The following is a 17,172-nucleotide window of genomic DNA, read 5'->3' on the forward strand; positions in this document are numbered from 1 at the left end:
GTGCCCGGTATTCGGAGGCATTGATGAAATACAGCACCACACTGCCGGTTCGCCCGTTGCCCTCGGCGGAAAAATACAACGGCATCGGCCCGGCGTATAAACGCCGCTTTCACGTAATGGCCAAACCCACCGGCTCGCGCTGCAATATTGACTGCAACTACTGTTTTTACCTGCATAAAGAGCAGCTGCTGCAGCAGGATCATCACAGCGGCATGTCCGATGAAGTGCTGGAGAACTATATTCGCCAGTACATTGATAGTCAGGATGGCGATCAGGTGGTGTTCTCGTGGCAAGGCGGTGAACCGACGCTGATGGGGTTGCCGTGGTTCGAAAAGGTGGTGGCGCTGCAGCAAAAGTATCAGAAGCCAGGACAACGCATCGAGAATGATCTGCAAACCAATGGCATCCTGCTGAACGATAGCTGGGCGCGCTTTCTGAAGCAGCATCACTTTCTGGTCGGGCTGTCGATTGATGGCCCGCGCGAGTTGCACGATCGCTATCGCGTAACACGCAGCGGTAAACCGACTTTCGACAAAGTGATGGCGGGTGTGGCGGCGCTGCAACGCCACGGCGTGCCGTTCAACGCGCTGGTCACGGTCAACCGGACCAATGCACGCTTTCCGCTGCAGGTGTACCGCTTTCTCACGCGCGAACTGGGCGCGACCTATCTGCAATTCAATCCCTGCGTTGAGCCGGTCGATTTTACTCAAACCGCGCCGCAGTTCTGGCGCGATGACAGCATCCCGGTGAGCGGTTCCCGCCGCGCGCGGCCGGGCGATCTCGACTCGGTGGTGACCGACTGGTCGGTCGATCCCGATGACTGGGGACGCTTTCTCATCGCCGTGTTTGAGGAGTGGGTCAACAACGATTTAGGGCGCGTGCAGGTTAACCTGTTTGAAACGGCAGTGGCGCAAACCCTGGGCCTGCCGGGCCAGATCTGCGTGACTTCAGAGTTCTGCGGCAAGGGCCTCGCCATTGAAAAAAACGGTGATGTCTATGCCTGCGATCACTACGTCTATCCGGAGTATCAGTTGGGCAATATTGCCAACACTAAACTGGCGCACCTGGCGTTTTCCGAACGGCAAAAAGCGTTTGGCCTCGGGAAACGCGACACCCTGCCCGCCGTCTGCAAACGCTGTCCTTACCTCAAATTATGCTGGGGCGAATGCCCGAAAAACCGCATCGTGCGCAGCGCAGAGGGTGAACCCGGCCTTAACTATCTCTGTCCCGGCATCAAAGCGTTTTTTTCCTATGCTCAGCCGATCCTGGTAGGTATCGCCACGCTGCTTGAGCGGGAAAAACAGGGAGTGACGCAATGACCCTGCGGCAACGGTTTCTCGACCTGGAAGCGAGCATAAACCAGCAGGTGCTGGGTCAGCCAGAGCTGGTGCGCATGCTGATTATCGCGCTGCTGTGCGACGGCCACGTTCTGCTGGAAGGACTGCCCGGACTGGCCAAAACCCGTGCGGTGCGTGAGCTGGCGCGCCACATTGAAGGCGACTTCAGCCGTATTCAGTTCACACCGGATCTGCTGCCCTCGGATATCACCGGCAGCGAAATTTATCAGCAACACGCCACGCGTGAAGAGGAGCAGTTTCGTTTCCGGCCAGGCCCGGTGTTCGGCAACCTTATTCTGGCCGATGAGATCAACCGCGCCTCGGCCCGCGTGCAGTCGGCGTTGCTGGAAGCCATGGAGGAGCGTCATGTCACGGTGGCGGGCAACAGCTGGCCGCTGCCCGGCGTGTTTATGGTGCTGGCGACGCAGAACCCGGTTGATCAGGAAGGCACCTGGCCTCTGCCGGAAGCGCAGCTGGATCGCTTCCTGATGAAAGTGCTGGTGCACTATCCCTCGAAAGAGAATGAACAGCGCGTGATGCAACTGGTGCGCGCCGAACAGCAGGCAAAATATCGCGAACAGGACACCCCTGCCGTCAGCGCCGCTACGCCGCCGCCAGTGAGGATCAGCCAGGCGGATATGGGTCGCTGCTGGCAGGCCATCTCCGACATTTACGTCGCGCCCACGGTGGAAGATTACATCGTCTCGCTGGTGGAAATGACGCGCCAGCCGCAGCAGGTCAGCGACACCTTTGCCAGTTATGTGGCGCTGGGTATCAGCCCGCGCGGCACGCTGGCACTGGACCGCGCCGGGCGCGCGCAGGCGTGGCTCGAAGGGCGTGATGCGGTGTTGCCGGACGATATTCAGCGCATTGCCCCGGCCGTGCTGCGGCATCGTCTGCTGCTGAGTTATCAGGCCAGCGCCGACCAGGTGACCGCCGATGACGTGGTGCGCATGCTGCTGGATGCGGTGGTCGCATGACGGATACCGCACTGGCCGTCACCCTGCCCGGCCTGCTGGCGCTGGCGGGTGCAGCGCAGCAGCTGCGCAATCCGCCGGCTCAGCTGCCACCCGGCGCGATGGCCGGCGAGCGCGTGTCGCGTCAGCAGGGACGCGGACTCAATTTTGACAGCCTGCGCCGCTATCAGCCGGGCGATGATGTGCGGCTGATCGACTGGCAGGCCACCGCGCGTCTGCGCACACCCTGGGTGCGGTTGTATAACGAAGAGCGCGAGCGGCCGGTATTTCTGCTGGTTGATCAGCGCCTGGATATGTATTTCGCCACACGCGGGCACACCAAATCGGTCGCCGCCGCCCATCTGGCAGCGCTGCTGGCGTGGCGTAGCTGGCACGATGGCGATCGTCTCGGGGCCGCCGTGTTCAGCGATGATTCCCTGAGATTGCAGCGCTGCCGCTCGCCGAAACTCGCCCTGGCGCCGTGCCTGAACGACCTGCATCAAATGAATAATCAGCTGCCGGCGCGCTATCCGCAGGAGCCCGCCAGCAGTCTGCCACTCCATCAGGTGCTGCAACGTATCCGCGCTCAGGTGCCTGCCGGAAGCTGGCTGGCACTGATCAGCGATTTCCACGATCTTGACGCTCAGAGTGACGCGCTGCTGGCGGCGCTGGCGCGCCGGTGTGATATCACCGCCTTTGTGCTGCTCGACGATCTGCATCTGCGGCTTCCGCATCAGGGCTATCTCGCCGCGCATTACCAGCATCAGCACGTTACGCTGCCGCTTTCGCCCGCGTTGCGTCAGCAGATTAGCGAGCGGGTCACCGCCCGGCTGGCACAGCAGCAGACGCGACTGCTGCGGCTCGGCATCCGCGTGCAGCACATTGTGGTGAGTGAACCGTTATTGCGTCAGCTGACGCAGGGAGACGAGCATGCTGGAAAAAGGCTTTAGCGTTCCGCCACTGCTGCAGCCTGACCTGCCGCCCGCGGTCTCCTGGCTGCCGCTGCCTGCGGGCTGGTGGTGGCTGGCAGGCGCGTTAGCGGCCCTGCTTGTGCTGCTGGCGCTGTGGCGCACAGCGCGCTGGCGGCGCAACCGCTGGCGGCGTGAAGCGCGTCAGGTTTTACGTCACGACAACAGCATTGATAGCTGGCTGCGGCTGATTAAGCGTGTGCGGCTGGTGCACCAGCCGCGTGCTCAGGTCAGTGAACTGAGCCTCAGCCAGTTACTGCAGGAGCTACCGCTGGATGCCGCGACCTATCAGCGGCTGCTTTACGGCTACTGCCAGCCGGACAATAGCCTGTCGCCTGATGAAATGCAGCGCCTGCGCAGACAGCTGCGGCGCTGGCTGGAGGCACTGCCCGATGTCTGAACTGCTTACCCGCTTCGATTTTGCCTGGCCGTGGATCTGGCTCCTGTTGCCGCTGCCGCTGCTGATGCGCTTTCTGCTACCGCAACGCCAGCCGGTCAGCGAAGAGGTGCGCGTGCCGTTCCTGCCGGAACTGGTGAGGGAGTTGCGTCTGGAGAATGCCCCTCCGGCCAGCCGCTGGCCTCAGACGCTGCTGTTCTGGCTGGTGTGGCTGCTGTTACTGGCCGCGCTGGCGCGCCCTGAGCTGCTGTTGCCACCGCAGCTACAGCATAAGCCGATGCGCAATGTGGTGCTGGTGCTGGATGTTTCCGGTTCGATGGCGAAAAACGACGCCGGCGCGGGCACCACTCGCCTGCAGGCGGTGCAGCGCTCGGTGCACAATTTTGTGCTCCAGCGAACCCGCGATCGCATCGGGCTGGTGATTTTTGCCAGTCAGGCGTGGCCGTTTGCGCCGATCAGCGCCGATAAGCAGGCACTGCTAGCGCGCATCAACCAGCTGGCACCCGGCATGGTGGGCCAGCAAACCGCCATCGGCGATGCGCTGGGGGTAGCGGTCAAACTGCTGGACAGCAGCCTGGAACAGGACGCCAGCCGCATGGTGATTTTACTTACCGACGGCAACGATACCGCTTCACAGCTGCCGCCCGCCCTCGCTGCGCAGCTGGCAGCAGAGCATCAGGTGCAGGTTGATACCATTGCCTTTGGCGATCTCAACGCCAGCGGCGAGGACAAAGTCGATAGCGCGCTGATGCAGGATATTGCCCGCATCACCGGCGGCAGCGCGTTTCAGGCGGCTACCTCAGGCAGCGCACTGCAACGTGTCTGGCAAACCATTGACGCCCAGACGCCCGCGCAGGTGGCGACGCTCGGTCTGTCGTTTACGCGCCCGCTGTTTGCCTGGCCGCTCGGCGCGGCGCTGGCGCTGTTAACCGCGACGTTGTTGCTGGCGCGCCTGCGGGAGCGTGCAGCATGAATGGCTTTCATTTTATGCACCCGTGGTGGCTGTCCGGGCTGCTGGTTTGTCTGGCACTGGCGTGGCTGTTGCGCGCGCCGCGCAGCGCCTGGCAGCGCATTATGACAGCGCCGTTTCACGCCCTGATTACCGGTAAGCAACTGCAGCGGCTGTCACCCGTACCGTGGCTGCTGGCGCTCGGCGTGCTGGCGCTGGCAGGGCCGTCATGGCAGAAGGCGTTACCGGGCGGCGTTACGCCGCAAAGTAACGTGATGGTGATTCTGCAACAGGATCTCACCATGCTGACGCAGGATCTCCCGCCCGACCGGCATCAGCGCATGCAACATAAGATCGCCCAGCTGATGCAGCAGATGCCGGGCAGCCACTTTGGCCTGGTGGTGTATCGCGGCGGTGCCTGGCTGACCACGCCGCTGACCAACGATCCGGCCTTTTACTCGCTGTTCCTGCAGGCGCAGCAGCCAACGTTACTGCCGGACGGTCAGGGCAATGGCCTGGCGGCCGCTCTCAGGCTGGCCGATGATAATCTGCCGGACACGCCACGCAGCATTGTGCTGGTGGCCGATACGTTGCGCCAGGATGATGCCCGGTTGCTCGGCCAGACCTCGCTGCCGCTGCAGCTGTGGGTGCCCGGCACTGCGCCAGGCGGCCCCTTGCCGCCCGCTTTCGCCAGTCAGGCTATTGATACCCGCCTCAACGTGGCGCGCTTCCAGCAGCTACGCGCCAACGGCGTGGCGGTTACGCTCGCCACCCCCGATGACAGCGATCTGCCTGCCATCAGACGCCATATTCAGCAAAGCCTCAGCGCCCAGCAAAACAGTCGCGAGGATCTGCCGTGGCACAACAGCGGCTACTGGCTGATTGCGCCGATGTTGTTGCTGCTGCTGTGGTGGCGTCGTCAGATACTGATCGTGCTGATTGTGTTGCCGCTCGGTGGGATAACGCCGCCGGCCGCCGCCGCGCTGCTGGATGCGTTTATCCCGCCCGACCTGCAAGGGCAACATGCCTTTCAACGGCAGGATTACGCGCGCGCGGCGCAGCACTATGTCGATCCGCTGCGCCGCGGCATTGCGCTCTACTATGCCGGTGATTTTTCCGCCGCCAGCGGCGCTTTTCGTCAGGCACCCGTGACGCCTGAATCGCTGTTGTGGCTGGGCAACAGCCTGGCGCAGCAGAAACAGTGGCAGCAGGCGCTGCAGCATTACGATCAGGCGCTGAGCCTGCGTCCCGACTGGCGAATGGCACAGCAAAATCGCGCCAGTATCGCGCGCATTGTGATGCAGCTTCGTCAGCAGGAGCGCGATCGCCAGGCGGCACAGGGAAAAGAGCAGGATTACGATCCTGACGGCAGCAAAAAAGACCTGCACAAACAGCAAGGCGTCGCGCAGCAGGTCATGCAGCCTGCAGGTCACGCGGCACCGCAGGTCAGTCAGTGGTACGACAATCTCAGCCTGTCGCCCGGTGGCCTGCTGGAATATCTCTATCGTCAGGAGTCACCATGAGAACGCTGCTGATTTGCCTGCTGCTGCTGACCGGGCCCGCGCGCGCCGCAATGGACATCACGCGCGAGCTGGTTGGCGATGACCGTTTGGTGCCGGGTCAGCCGCTGCGCGTCGCGGTAACCTACTGGACCGATAGCTGGTTTAACCCGCCGCCACAGTGGCCTGACTTCCCGGTCAGCAACGGCACGCTGTTGCCGGCGGCCATTCCCAATCAGCTGGTATCGCGTCAGCGTGACGGTGTCAGCTGGAGCGGCATCCGCATGGAGCGCCAGCTGATGGCCTGGGATCAGGGCAAACTGCAGCTGCCGGCGCTGGACATCACCCTGCAATCCGCGGGCCAGCCGCCGCAGACCGTTACGCTGCCAGCGCTGGAAAAAAATGTGCGCTGGCCGCCGGGTGTGCAGCAGCCGGATCGCTTCCTGCCCGCCGCCACGCTGCATCTGCAGGAAAAAGTGACGCTGTATCGTGCCGCGCAGGGCGACGCGCTGCATGTCGGCGACGTGGTGGAACGGCAGATAACGCTGCAGGCCAGTGGTGTGGTCGCCGGACAGATTCCACCGGTGCTGATCGATTTGCCCGGTGCCAGTACCCAGCTGCTGACGCCCGAGGTTAGCGTCCTGACCAGCGGACGCGGTGAAATCACTCGCAGCCAGCGACGCGAGCGGCTGCGCTATCTGCCGGACAGCGCCGGCAGCCTGACGCTGCCGCCGGTGCAGCTGCGCTGGTGGGATACCCGACAACAGACATGGCAGCTCGCCACGCTGCCCGCCCATCATTATGACATTCTGCCTGCGCGCACGGCCGGCAGCGAACAGGTGCTGCGTGCCGGGCCTGAACGCCCCTGGTGGCAGTGGCTGCTGCTCGCCGCAACCGTGGTTCTTCTCGTCGCGGTGCTGTGGCCTGGCCGCCGTTTACTGCGTCAGGCGCTGATCTTTGCCGGCCATGCGTGGAGCCGCCTGTGGCGTATTCATACGCTGCCCGATCTCGTTCCACATCACAGGAGTCGCCGATGAAAACTGTTTCTATACTGGCGGGCCTCACGCTGTGCCTCGCTAGCGTCAGTCAGGCTGACGATCTCTCCGCCTGGCGTGACGGTGCGGCAAAGCGTGCCATTACACAGTGGGTGGATGACACCACCCGCGCCGGCAGCGCTGACTTTATTCCTCTTAACCAGCGCTACGTGGTGTTCGATAATGACGGCACGCTATGGCCGGAAGCACCGCTCACCTTTCAGCTGCAGTTTGCGCTCGATGAAGTGAAACGGCTGGCGCCGCAGCATCCGCAGTGGCAGCAGGATGCGCTGGTACAGGCAGTGCTCAGCAACAACACGGCCGCTATTGCCGCCAGCGGGAAAAAGGGGCTGATGCATTTGCTGACGCTGACTCACAGCGGTATCACCACCGATGAGTTTGCCCGGCGCGTGCAGAACTGGGTGGCGACGCAGCGGGATACGCGTTTTGGCTGCCGCTACGATCGCATGGGCTATCTGCCGATGCGCCAGTTGCTGGATTATCTGCGCGCTCACGGTTTCCGCACCTGGATTATCTCCGGCGGCGGCATCGATTTTATGCGCGTGCTGGCGGAACAGATGTACGGCATTCCACCTGAGCAGGTGGTTGGCTCGTTTTCCCTTGCGGAATTTTCACTCAGCGACAACGGCACGCAGTTGCGGAAAACCATGAATGGTGCATTTTATGATGATGAAGCGGCCAAACCGGTGGCCATCCATCTGTTCATGGGTCATCGGCCAGTAGCAGCGTTCGGCAACAGCGACGGCGATGTGCCGATGCTGCAATACACCTCGGGCAACCCTGCCGCCAGCACCTTCGGCCTGCTGGTGCATCACACCGATGCGCAGCGGGAATACGCCTACGATGCGCATCCGCCGGCCAGCGGCAAACTGGTTAACGGTCTCAGGCTGGCCGCGCACTATGGCTGGACCGTTGTCGATATGAAACAGGACTGGGGTACGGTGTTCGATCCCGCCCAGTGCCCGGCCGCCGTTTCCGTTCATCAAGGAGAAGCAAAATGAAAACATTACCTTTCACTGCCATGATCGCCCTGCTCACCCTGAGTGCCACGTCTGCGCTGGCGGTATCGCCGTATGAGAATCTGGCGCTGGCGCTGCGGCAGCAGACCATGATCAACGATCTGCGCACTCACTGCCGCGTGCCGGTCTCCATCGACGACGAAAAAATCAAGCAGACCTTTCTGGCGGATAAGAGCAATCACAACGCGCTGTTGCAGGCTGCTGATGCGCTGAAGATGGGCAAGCATCAGCATTATCAGCAGCTGATGTCGCATATAACCTGCCCGGATTTTAGCTGATCGTCGCTGACAGGAAATGCCAGACGCCATCATGGTCAGCGCGGAACAGGCCAGCGGCGTGGCGCTGCGGTTTCAGGCGTAATCTACTGTTTGAGCTGCGCCCGCGCGGTGTAAAAGCGACGGTAGGACAGATACGCCGCGATGATGGTCGACAGGCTGGCGGTGGCAATCAGCATAAACGTCACCATGATCTGGTACTTGATGGCCTTTACCGGATCGATCCCGGCGAAAATCAACCCGGACATCATGCCTGGCAGACTCACCAGCCCCACCGTTTTCGCGCCGTCAACGGTGGGGATCATCGCGGCACGAATACTGTCACGCATCAGCCCGGCGGATGCGCGTTTGATTGGTGCCCCCAGGCTGAGCATCTCCATGATTTTTTGCTGGTTGTCGCTAAAGCGCTGATTGAGATTGGTGAAACACAGCCCGACCGCCACCATGGCGTTACCGGCAATCATGCCGGAAATGGGGATCACCTGCATGGGAACAAAGGCAATGGCGCCGCTCAGCAGCAGCACCGTTAGCGTCAGTGCCGTACCGCTGGTAATCGCCACCAGCGCGATGATAAAACCATGATCGATCCGCCGGCTTCGTTTGCGCGCGTTCAGCGCTGCATTGACGCAGATAAACAGCACCATCAGTAGCGTCAGCCAGTCATTATTGACATCGAAAATTGACTTCAGCACGTAACCGACGATCACCAGCTGGATAATGGCGCGTGTGACACTCCACAGAATGTCTTTGCTCATCCCCAGCTTCTCTTTCTGGCTAATCAGCAGCGCCACCAGCACCAGCATGAGTGAAAGCAGCAGCGAGCTGTCGCTGATATTATGCTGACTCATGCTGTTCTCCCGCTGCGGGTGGGGTCAGCCGCAGAATACGCTCAGCGGCATCAATCTCCTGTACGTCATGGCTGATACGGATCACCGCCAGCCCTTTTTCCGCCACCAGCGCGGCAATCAGCTGGTTAACCCGTTGTTTATTAGACTCGTCCAGTGCGCTGGTCACTTCGTCCAGCAACAATATCTGTGGCAGAAACTGCAGATTGCGCAGCAAAGCCACCCGCTGCTTTTCACCACCAGAGAGTCCGGCAACGTTTTTGTCCAGCAGGTCTCCGGATAAATGCAGACTGCGCAACGCCGCCTCCAGCTGCTCGCGTGACGGTTGTTGCTGACGCAGCTGCCACGGCAGCGCCAGGTTATCGTAGACCGTGTCACCAAACAGTTGCGGTGTCTGGAAACAGTAGGAGACCTGCTGGCGATAGTGTTCGACTTTCAGCGAGTGAATATCCCGCTGCTGAAACAGGATCTGGCCGCTATCGGGCTCCAGCAGTGAGGCAATAATTTTCAGCAACGTGCTTTTGCCGCTGCCGGACGGGCCGGTGAGCAACAGCGTTTCACCTGCGTACAGCTGCAGTGATACCGGCGCCAGCAAGGTGCGCCCCTGCACGGCCAGCGTGACGTCTTGTACCGCCAGCAAAGGAGAATCAGCAGACATAAAAGGCATCCGTGAGAAATTGTCGGCAGATTATAGTCAGCTGCACAAGGCAGGGGAATGCGTCACGATGCGGAGAGCGGCTGCCGTTTAACCGCCGTGGCTTTACAACGCGGCAGAAATCCGCATGCTGGTGACATTCAGGACCACTTTCTTCATTACTATGACCGCCACCAAAACCGGATTTCTCTGCGCGAGCGTGCTGCTGCTGAGCGCGCTGACGCTGCTGTCGTTGCACTGGAGCGCGTTTCAGGCATGGGCGCTGCAAAGTCAGATTCAGCTGCACCGGCTGCTGGTTACCCATTTACTGCAAATCAATAGCGGCCAGTACAGTGCCGGACTGTGGCTGCTGGCTGTGACCTTCATTTACGGCATTCTGCACGCGGTGGGTCCCGGGCACGGTAAATTTATCGTTACCACCTGGCTGACCACTCATCAGCCCCCGCGCGGCGTGGCGCTGAGCGTGCCGCTGCTGGGCAGCCTGGTGCAAGGGCTGAGCGCGATTGCCTTTGTCTTTATTCTGGCGGTTGGTTTTAACCTGACCACCGGCGATCTCAGCCTGAGCCGCTGGTATCTGGAGAAAGCCAGCGCTGTGTTCATTGCCGGGTTAGGCGTGATGCTGCTGCTGCAAGCCTGGCGCAAGCCGCCAGAGGAGCATCATCATGATCATTGCGGCCACGCGCATGGCGTCGCGGCTGGGCACCGCAGCGACTGGAAAAGCTGGGCGGGTATTATCATTGCCACCGGCGTGCGGCCGTGCAGCGGTGCGCTGACGGTGCTGCTGTTCGCCAGCGTCATCGGGATTACGCGCTGGGGTATGCTGGCGGTGATGAGTATGGCGCTCGGTACCGGCATGGCGCTGGTGGCGCTGGCACTGTTTGTGCAGCATTACCGTCAGCGCGCCGGGCAGCTGTGGCTGGCAGAACGCTCGCCGCAGGCGGCATCGCTGCTGAGAGCGGTACGGATCGCTGGTGGGATCTTGCTGGTGATGTTTGCGCTGGTGCTGTTTTTTACCGTGGTGCCGGTGAGTGCCAGCGGGGATTATATTGCGGCGGGATGCTGAGGTGCATGGGTTGGGGTGGGTGCGGGTTTCCCCTCACCCTAACCCTCTCCCGCACGCGGGAGAGGGAATGTCAGGTGCGGCCTGTTCCCCGGGAGAGGGAACGTTAAGTGCCGCTTTGGGCACGGGCTTAATGATCAGAAACGGTATTTCGCGGACAGCATAAAATTGCGCGGTTCGCCGTAGACGATGCCGGTGCTGTCGACGTTTTCGTCGTTCTCTTTGTCGAACAGGTTATTCAGGTTGGCCTGCAGGCTGAGGTTTTTGGTCACGTCGTAGCGCGCGAACAGATCCACCAGCGCATAGCTGCCCTGACGGGTGCGCCAGGTGCCATTGCCATCCGGGCCACTGATATCCGCGTAAGTTCTCGCCTGCCAGTTCACCCCGCCGCCCAGCGTCAGCTGGTCCAGCATCGGCAGGCGATAGCTGGTGAACAGGTTAAACGACGTGCGCGGCAGCTGTGAATTGTAGCGATCGCCGTTGGCGTCTTCCGCCACATACGAAGTCCCGCCAAAGGTCATCTGCCAGTTATCGGTCAGCGCCCCATTCACCTCAAACTCGACGCCACGACTTACCACACCCTTCTTCGCCACGTAAATGGTGTTACCGGTCTGCGCATTGGTCTGACCGGTGCTCTGACCGACGTTATCCAGTTCGGTGCGGAAGATCGATACCGAGGTGGTCAGACGGCTGTTGAACCAGTCAGACTTCACGCCGGCTTCGTAGTTTTTGCCAATCACCGGCGAGAGATACGCGCCTGACGCATCCTGATAATCCTGCGGCTGGAACACTGAGGTGTAGCTGGCGTAGGCAGACCAGTTATCGTAGAAGTCCCAAATCACCCCACCGTACGGTGTGATGTTGTTTTTCTCCATCTCTGCCGTCAGCGTCTGGCGGTTCCAGTTGGTGTAGCGCGCCCCGACAATCAGGTGCAGCGGATCGGCCAGATTGATGCGCGTCGCAAGATACGCTGACTTCTGCCGCACCAGTTGGGTATCGGCCGCGGGTTCACGCGGATTCCAGTCGGTTTCCGGGAAATCACCGTTGAACTGATTAAAGTTGCCCAGCTCGGCTGACGAAATGTTGGCCCAGGCGCTGTAATATTTGTTGTCCTGACGGCTGTAGTTCACCCCGACCATCAGCTCATGCTGGCGGCCCAGCAGTTCATAAGGACCGCTGGCGAAGGCATCGACCGCATCCACCTTACGTTTGCCGGTGTTGTAGCCGGTTCCGCCCACCACCGGATAGCCGGCATAGCCAGAGACGCCTGCGCCAGTGGTTTTATCGAAGTAACCGTCGAGATACAGCTGCTTGCTGTCGAGGAACATCTCGTTATGCGTGCCGTTAAGGGTGATGTTCCAGCCGTTATCGAAATTCTGCTGCAGGTTAACAAAGACCTTTTTATTTTCTTTGTTGTTGTAAGCCCATTCAGGTGCGGTGTTATAGCCGCGACGGGAGTGGATCTGCGTGCCGTCGGTGTACCAGCGCGGCGCACCGCCCCACATCGGTGAATCGGTATTTACCTGGCTGAATTCATAACCAACAGACAGTCTGGTGGCGTCCGTCACATCAGCGTCGACCACGCCGTAAATAAACTTCTTATCGGCACCGTAACGTTCAATGAAGCTGTTTTTGTCTTCATAGCCGGCAACCAGGCGACCGCGTACGTTGCCTTCCGATGACAGCGGTGCAGAAAGATCGGCGACGTAACGCTGCTTATTCCAGCTGCCATAGCCAGCTTCAAGGCTACCGGTAAACTCTTTGCTATCGGCATGTTTACGCACCATGTTGATGGCAGCGGAAGGATTGCCCGGTCCGGTCAGCAGGCCCGTTGCGCCACGCACTACTTCGACGCGTTCGTACAGCGCGGTATCGGTCTGCGCATCACCGAGGTTCCAGCGCTGGGCAAACGCGGTCGGAATGCCGTCGGTCATATAGTTATCAATCAGAAAACCGCGCGAATAGTAATTGATGCGGTCCATATCGGCGGCCACACCGTGGATGCCGGTGGTGTTGCTCAGTACGTCGTTCAGCGACTGCAGCTGCTGATCCTGCATGCGCTGCTTGCTGACGATAGTGACCGACTGGGGAATATCACGTGCGGTCAGCGCCATTTTAGTGCCGGCCCGCGTCACCGGTACGCTGTAATCCGCTGCGGCCTGCGTCTGCTGCGCTTCCGCGCTGGCGCTGGCATCAACGGTCAGGGTGGCCTCACTGTTTTGCGTATCGGCCGCCTGAGCGACACCCGAGACAACCAGCACTGCCAGCAGTGACAGGCGCAGAGCGCGCTGCGGCGCAAGACCTGCGTCCCTGACGCGCATCTCTTTGCAAGACATAATATTCCTCAATCGGCTTATCGTTATTTTGTGGCGAGCATTTGGTTAAGAAAGCAAATGAGAAATATACGCATTAAGATTAACATTGCAAGAAATTGTTACGACCTTTCTGACGCCTTTACACTGCGAAAAAATCTTATGCTTCAGGGAGTAACGGCCCTGAGGCTGCTTTACAGGAAACTATCACGCCTGAAATCATCCTTAATCTGAGTCAACCGGTGCGTGACCTACGGCCTCCCCGCCTGAACGGCTGTGCCTGCATCCTGCTATGGCATCTGAACACCACGCATGTACCAGCCTGGTACCCGGTCACCGCCATTGATTTATAATTACGCTGCCGATGGGAAGGTGTTTATAAAATTTCCTTTTCTGCGCTAAGGTTGACCAGTTATGCTTTTAATCCCTGCAGCAATCGCTGCGTTGTTAACATGACGCCATTTATTAAGCTGTAAATCGCCGTGACGTATATTGCGTGAGATGCTGCGATGTTAAATGAACGGTTTAACGTAGGTGGCTGGTAATATTAAATCCGCCGCTAACATGTTTATGCGTAATCAATGAAGAGACAAAAATCTTTACGCCCAATCAAAAACTGTACAGGCCGGGGCATATTTCCGGACAAATCTGTCGGCGGGTGAATATTTTCATTTGAATAAAATTGCCGTAGAATGCACGCTTTCAAATCAGTGATATCAGTAATAAGGGTTTATACATGAGCGATGCACTCAAGGCATTGAACAATCTTCGTACGCTGCGTGCTGAAGCACGTAATATTGAGGTTGCGGTATTAAACGAAATGCTGGAGAAGTTTGCCGTGGTGGTCGCCGAACGCCGCGAAGAGACGGCGGCAGAGAGTGCTGCACAGCGCGAAAAAGAAGAGAAGCTGGCGTTATATAAAGAGATGCTGCGCAAAGACGGCATTACAATTAATGAACTGGCGCAATTAAACCAGGGTGAAACGAAGAGCAAAGCAAAACGTGCACCGCGTCCGGCGAAGTATAAATTTACCGACGAACAGGGTAATGAGAAATTCTGGACCGGTCAGGGTCGTACTCCCTCGCCGATAAAGTCAGCGATTGACGCTGGCGGTTCGCTGGATGATTTTCTGATTTAATCCAGTCGCAGTAAATCGGGGCGGAACCGGCTAATTGCCGCATCACCGCCCCTGTGTCGCGGCACCCGAAATGCTTTCATGCAATCCTTTCATGCATTCCTTTCATGCATTCCTTTCATACAGTGTGCCGCGAGGTGATCAGGCTATTACGCCTTCCCACACCCGCCCGTCAGATTAACGCTGCACAGGCGCGCGCAATGCGTTTACCCGCCTCCTCAACGCTATCGATATCCGTGGCGATCGATAAACGGAAATACGGCGACAGGCCGTAAGCACTGCCCGCCACGCCGGACACACCGCTCTCCAGCAGATAATTCAGCACATCCTGTTCGTCATGCAGTACGGCGCCGTCAGGCCGGGTTTTGCCCAGCAGACCAGCACAGCGACAAAAGACAAAAAATGCGCCCTGAGGTTGCAGCACTTCAATGCCGGCCACCTGCTGCAACTGCTGCACAATGACATCGCGTCGCGCCTGATACGCGGCGCGCTGCGGTGGCAGAAAATCGAGCCCACCGTCAAAGGCCGCAACCGCCGCCGCCTGGCTGATGGCGCTGGCACCAGAACTGTTCTGCGACTGCACCACCACCATGGCATCAATCAGCGGTTGCGGCCCGGCAGCAAAGCCAATGCGCCAGCCGGTCATGGCATAGGTTTTTGACACGCCTCCCACCAGCAAAACGCGTTCAGCCAGCTCCGGCGCCACCTGCAGCAGACTAACGTGCTGACGATCGTCAAACAGGATATGTTCGTACAGCTCATCCAGCATGATCAGCACATGGGGATGATCGCGCAGCACCGTCGCCAGGGCCTGCAACTCCTGTGCGCTGTACACCATGCCAGAGGGATTGCCGGGATTGTTCAGCACCAGCCAGCGGGTTTTCTCAGTGATCGCCTGCGCCAGCTGCGCCGGCTGCAGCTTGTACTGCTGCTCAAGCGGACAAGGCAGCAGCACCGCCTCGCCACCGTTGAAACGCACACTGTCCGGGAAAGTTGGCCAGTATGGCGTGGGCACAATCACCTCGTCGCCGTCGTTTAGCGTCGCGGCAAACGCGTTGAAGATGATTTGCTTTGCGCCGTTGGCGATACAGATTTGACCCAGCGCGTACTGCAGCTGGTTCTCGCGCGCCAGTTTGGCCTGCACCGCTTTACGCAGCGCGGTGGTGCCATTGGTCGGCGTATAACGGGTTTCACCGCCATCCATCGCGGCGCTGGCGGCGGCACGGATGTGCGCGGGCGTATTAAAATCCGGCTCACCGGTGGTGAGGTCAAGAATATCCACGCCCTGCTCTTTTAGCTGGCGCGTCAGCTGACGTGCCGCCGCATTAGCCGAGAGCGACACAGACTGTACGCGCTTCGATAGGGTGATCATGTTTCGCTCCTGTCTCTCACACCACCGGCAGGCCGAGGTTTTCACGCAGCGTGGCGAACTCGTACTCTTCGCGGAACAGACCGCGACGGCGCAGTTCCGGAATCACCAGCTCCACAAACAAATCCAGCTGCTCGGACATGATCGCCGGCATGATGTTGAAACCATCGGCGCCGCCCTCGTTGAGCCACAGCTCAAAGTCATCGGCAATATCCTGCGCGGTACCGACGATTACCCGGTGACCACGCGATCCGGCGGCTACCGCGGCCAGTTCGCGCAGCGTCAGATTTTCACGTTTCGCCATGTCGGTCATCAGTTTCACGCGGCTCTGGTTGCCTTCACCCAGCGGCACTTCCGGCACCGGACCGTCGAGCGGATACTGGCTCAGATCCATATTGAAGCGCAGCGAGAGCTGACGCAGACCGTTGTCGATATCAACCAGCGTGTTGAGCTCTTTCCACAGCGCTTTGGCCTCTTCGCGCGTGCGGCCAACAATCGGCATCACGCCAGGCATGATCACCACGTGATCCGGATTGCGTCCTGCGGCAATCACCTGATCTTTCTGCGAACGGTAGAAGCTTTGTGCTTCTTCCAGGCTGGCCGAGGCGGTGAAAATCACCTCGGCGGTCTCTGCCGCCAGCTTCTGCCCATCGCTGGAAGAACCGGCTTCGATAATCACCGGACGCCCCTGCGGTGAGCGGGTAATGTTCAGCGGGCCCTGCACCTGGAAGTGCTCGCCGACGTGGTTAATCGGCTGAATTTTGTCATCAATGAAGTACTGACCGGTCTCTTTGTTGGGCTGCACCGCCCCCGCCTGCCAGCCGTCCCACAGCTTATAGGTGACATCAAGGAATTCACGCGCGCGAGCGTAGCGCTCCGCATGATTAGGCATATCGCTGCGGCTGAAGTTACGCGCCACATCGGTAGAGAACGACGTCACCACGTTCCAGGCGGCGCGGCCGCGGCTAATGTGGTCCAGCGACGAGAAGCTGCGTGCCATGGTGAACGGGTCGCTGAAGGTGGTCGAGGCGGTCGCCGCCAGGCCAATGCGTTTGGTGTTGACCGCCAGCGCCGACAGCAGCGTTAACGGCTCCAGACGCGCCATGGTGGAAGGCAGACGATACATGCTGGTCGCCAGTGCATCACCCACGAAGAACAGATCAAACTTACCGGCTTCGGCTTTTTTCGCGATGGTGATCAGCCAGTCAATATCCGTCGGATCGCCCAGATTTTCCGTCAGCCGCCAGCCGCTCACGTGCTGTCCAACCGGTTGCACAAACAGCCCTAAACGGATGCGGCGTGAAGATGAAGTAGCCATATTTTTTCCTGGTCAATAAAAGG

Annotated in this window: 16 protein-coding genes; 11 read left to right on the top strand and 5 right to left on the bottom strand. The window is 59.8% G+C overall.

Translation table 11 applies throughout. From position 1 onward, the window contains the following. Positions 1–23 precede the first annotated feature (23 nt). The 9 genes from E7738_RS19515 to E7738_RS19555 are packed head-to-tail and all read left to right on the top strand — an operon-like array spanning position 24 to position 8,458. On the top strand, positions 24–1,319 hold the full coding sequence (locus E7738_RS19515) for an anaerobic sulfatase maturase (RefSeq protein WP_394516509.1): 1,296 nt from the start codon (positions 24–26) through the stop codon (positions 1,317–1,319). After that, entirely contained in the window at positions 1,316–2,317 is a 1,002-nt protein-coding gene (locus E7738_RS19520; protein WP_159377679.1) for an AAA family ATPase, read from the top strand. The genes E7738_RS19515 and E7738_RS19520 overlap by 4 nt, the downstream gene beginning before the upstream one ends. Further along, a complete protein-coding gene (locus tag E7738_RS19525; RefSeq protein ID WP_021509042.1) occupies positions 2,314–3,243 on the top strand; it encodes a DUF58 domain-containing protein in 930 nt (309 codons plus the stop codon). The genes E7738_RS19520 and E7738_RS19525 overlap by 4 nt, the downstream gene beginning before the upstream one ends. After that, on the top strand, positions 3,224–3,661 hold the full coding sequence (locus E7738_RS19530; protein ID WP_394516510.1) for a DUF4381 family protein: 438 nt from the start codon (positions 3,224–3,226) through the stop codon (positions 3,659–3,661). The genes E7738_RS19525 and E7738_RS19530 overlap by 20 nt, the downstream gene beginning before the upstream one ends. Further along, a complete protein-coding gene (locus E7738_RS19535) occupies positions 3,654–4,631 on the top strand; it encodes a VWA domain-containing protein (protein ID WP_394516511.1) in 978 nt (325 codons plus the stop codon). The genes E7738_RS19530 and E7738_RS19535 overlap by 8 nt, the downstream gene beginning before the upstream one ends. Next, positions 4,628–6,130: a VWA domain-containing protein gene (locus E7738_RS19540; protein ID WP_394516512.1), complete on the top strand. Its 1,503-nt coding sequence runs from the start codon at positions 4,628–4,630 to the stop codon at positions 6,128–6,130. The genes E7738_RS19535 and E7738_RS19540 overlap by 4 nt, the downstream gene beginning before the upstream one ends. Continuing rightward, a complete protein-coding gene (locus E7738_RS19545; RefSeq protein WP_394516513.1) occupies positions 6,127–7,143 on the top strand; it encodes an oxygen tolerance domain protein in 1,017 nt (338 codons plus the stop codon). Before E7738_RS19540 ends, E7738_RS19545 begins: the two co-directional genes overlap by 4 nt. Beyond that, positions 7,140–8,162, top strand: a complete 1,023-nt coding sequence (locus E7738_RS19550) for an HAD family hydrolase (protein ID WP_394516514.1) — start codon at positions 7,140–7,142, stop codon at positions 8,160–8,162. Before E7738_RS19545 ends, E7738_RS19550 begins: the two co-directional genes overlap by 4 nt. Then, positions 8,159–8,458: a YicS family protein gene (locus E7738_RS19555; RefSeq protein ID WP_394516515.1), complete on the top strand. Its 300-nt coding sequence runs from the start codon at positions 8,159–8,161 to the stop codon at positions 8,456–8,458. Before E7738_RS19550 ends, E7738_RS19555 begins: the two co-directional genes overlap by 4 nt. A gap of 83 nt (positions 8,459–8,541) precedes the next feature. Here E7738_RS19555 and fetB read toward each other — a convergent pair whose 3' ends face one another. Together fetB and fetA are read right to left on the bottom strand one after the other, a co-directional pair. Continuing rightward, a complete protein-coding gene (gene fetB / locus E7738_RS19560) occupies positions 8,542–9,303 on the bottom strand; it encodes an iron efflux ABC transporter permease subunit FetB (protein WP_394516516.1) in 762 nt (253 codons plus the stop codon). Further along, positions 9,290–9,958 carry an iron efflux ABC transporter ATP-binding subunit FetA gene (gene fetA / locus E7738_RS19565; RefSeq protein WP_058775937.1) on the bottom strand — a complete coding sequence of 223 codons (669 nt, stop codon included), beginning with the start codon at positions 9,956–9,958 and terminating at the stop codon, positions 9,290–9,292. Before fetA ends, fetB begins: the two co-directional genes overlap by 14 nt. Before the next feature lie 124 nt (positions 9,959–10,082). Between fetA and E7738_RS19570 the strand changes: the two genes are divergently transcribed. Continuing rightward, positions 10,083–11,018 carry a nickel/cobalt transporter gene (locus tag E7738_RS19570; protein ID WP_394516517.1) on the top strand — a complete coding sequence of 312 codons (936 nt, stop codon included), beginning with the start codon at positions 10,083–10,085 and terminating at the stop codon, positions 11,016–11,018. A 134-nt stretch (positions 11,019–11,152) separates the two neighbouring features. Here the strand turns inward: E7738_RS19570 and fhuE are convergent, their stop codons facing one another. Continuing rightward, a complete protein-coding gene (fhuE, locus tag E7738_RS19575) occupies positions 11,153–13,351 on the bottom strand; it encodes a ferric-rhodotorulic acid/ferric-coprogen receptor FhuE (RefSeq protein ID WP_394516518.1) in 2,199 nt (732 codons plus the stop codon). 712 nt (positions 13,352–14,063) lie between these two features. Between fhuE and E7738_RS19580 the strand changes: the two genes are divergently transcribed. Then, entirely contained in the window at positions 14,064–14,465 is a 402-nt protein-coding gene (locus tag E7738_RS19580) for an H-NS family histone-like protein (protein ID WP_021509031.1), read from the top strand. A gap of 169 nt (positions 14,466–14,634) precedes the next feature. On the opposite strand, the gene E7738_RS19585 is transcribed toward E7738_RS19580, so the two are convergent. Together E7738_RS19585 and E7738_RS19590 are read right to left on the bottom strand one after the other, a co-directional pair. Next, entirely contained in the window at positions 14,635–15,834 is a 1,200-nt protein-coding gene (locus E7738_RS19585) for an aminotransferase class I/II-fold pyridoxal phosphate-dependent enzyme (protein WP_394516519.1), read from the bottom strand. A gap of 16 nt (positions 15,835–15,850) precedes the next feature. Continuing rightward, positions 15,851–17,149 carry an LLM class flavin-dependent oxidoreductase gene (locus E7738_RS19590; protein ID WP_058770255.1) on the bottom strand — a complete coding sequence of 433 codons (1,299 nt, stop codon included), beginning with the start codon at positions 17,147–17,149 and terminating at the stop codon, positions 15,851–15,853. Between the last annotated feature and the right edge of the window lie 23 nt (positions 17,150–17,172).

This window comes from Pantoea sp. SGAir0430 (assembly GCF_043549295.1).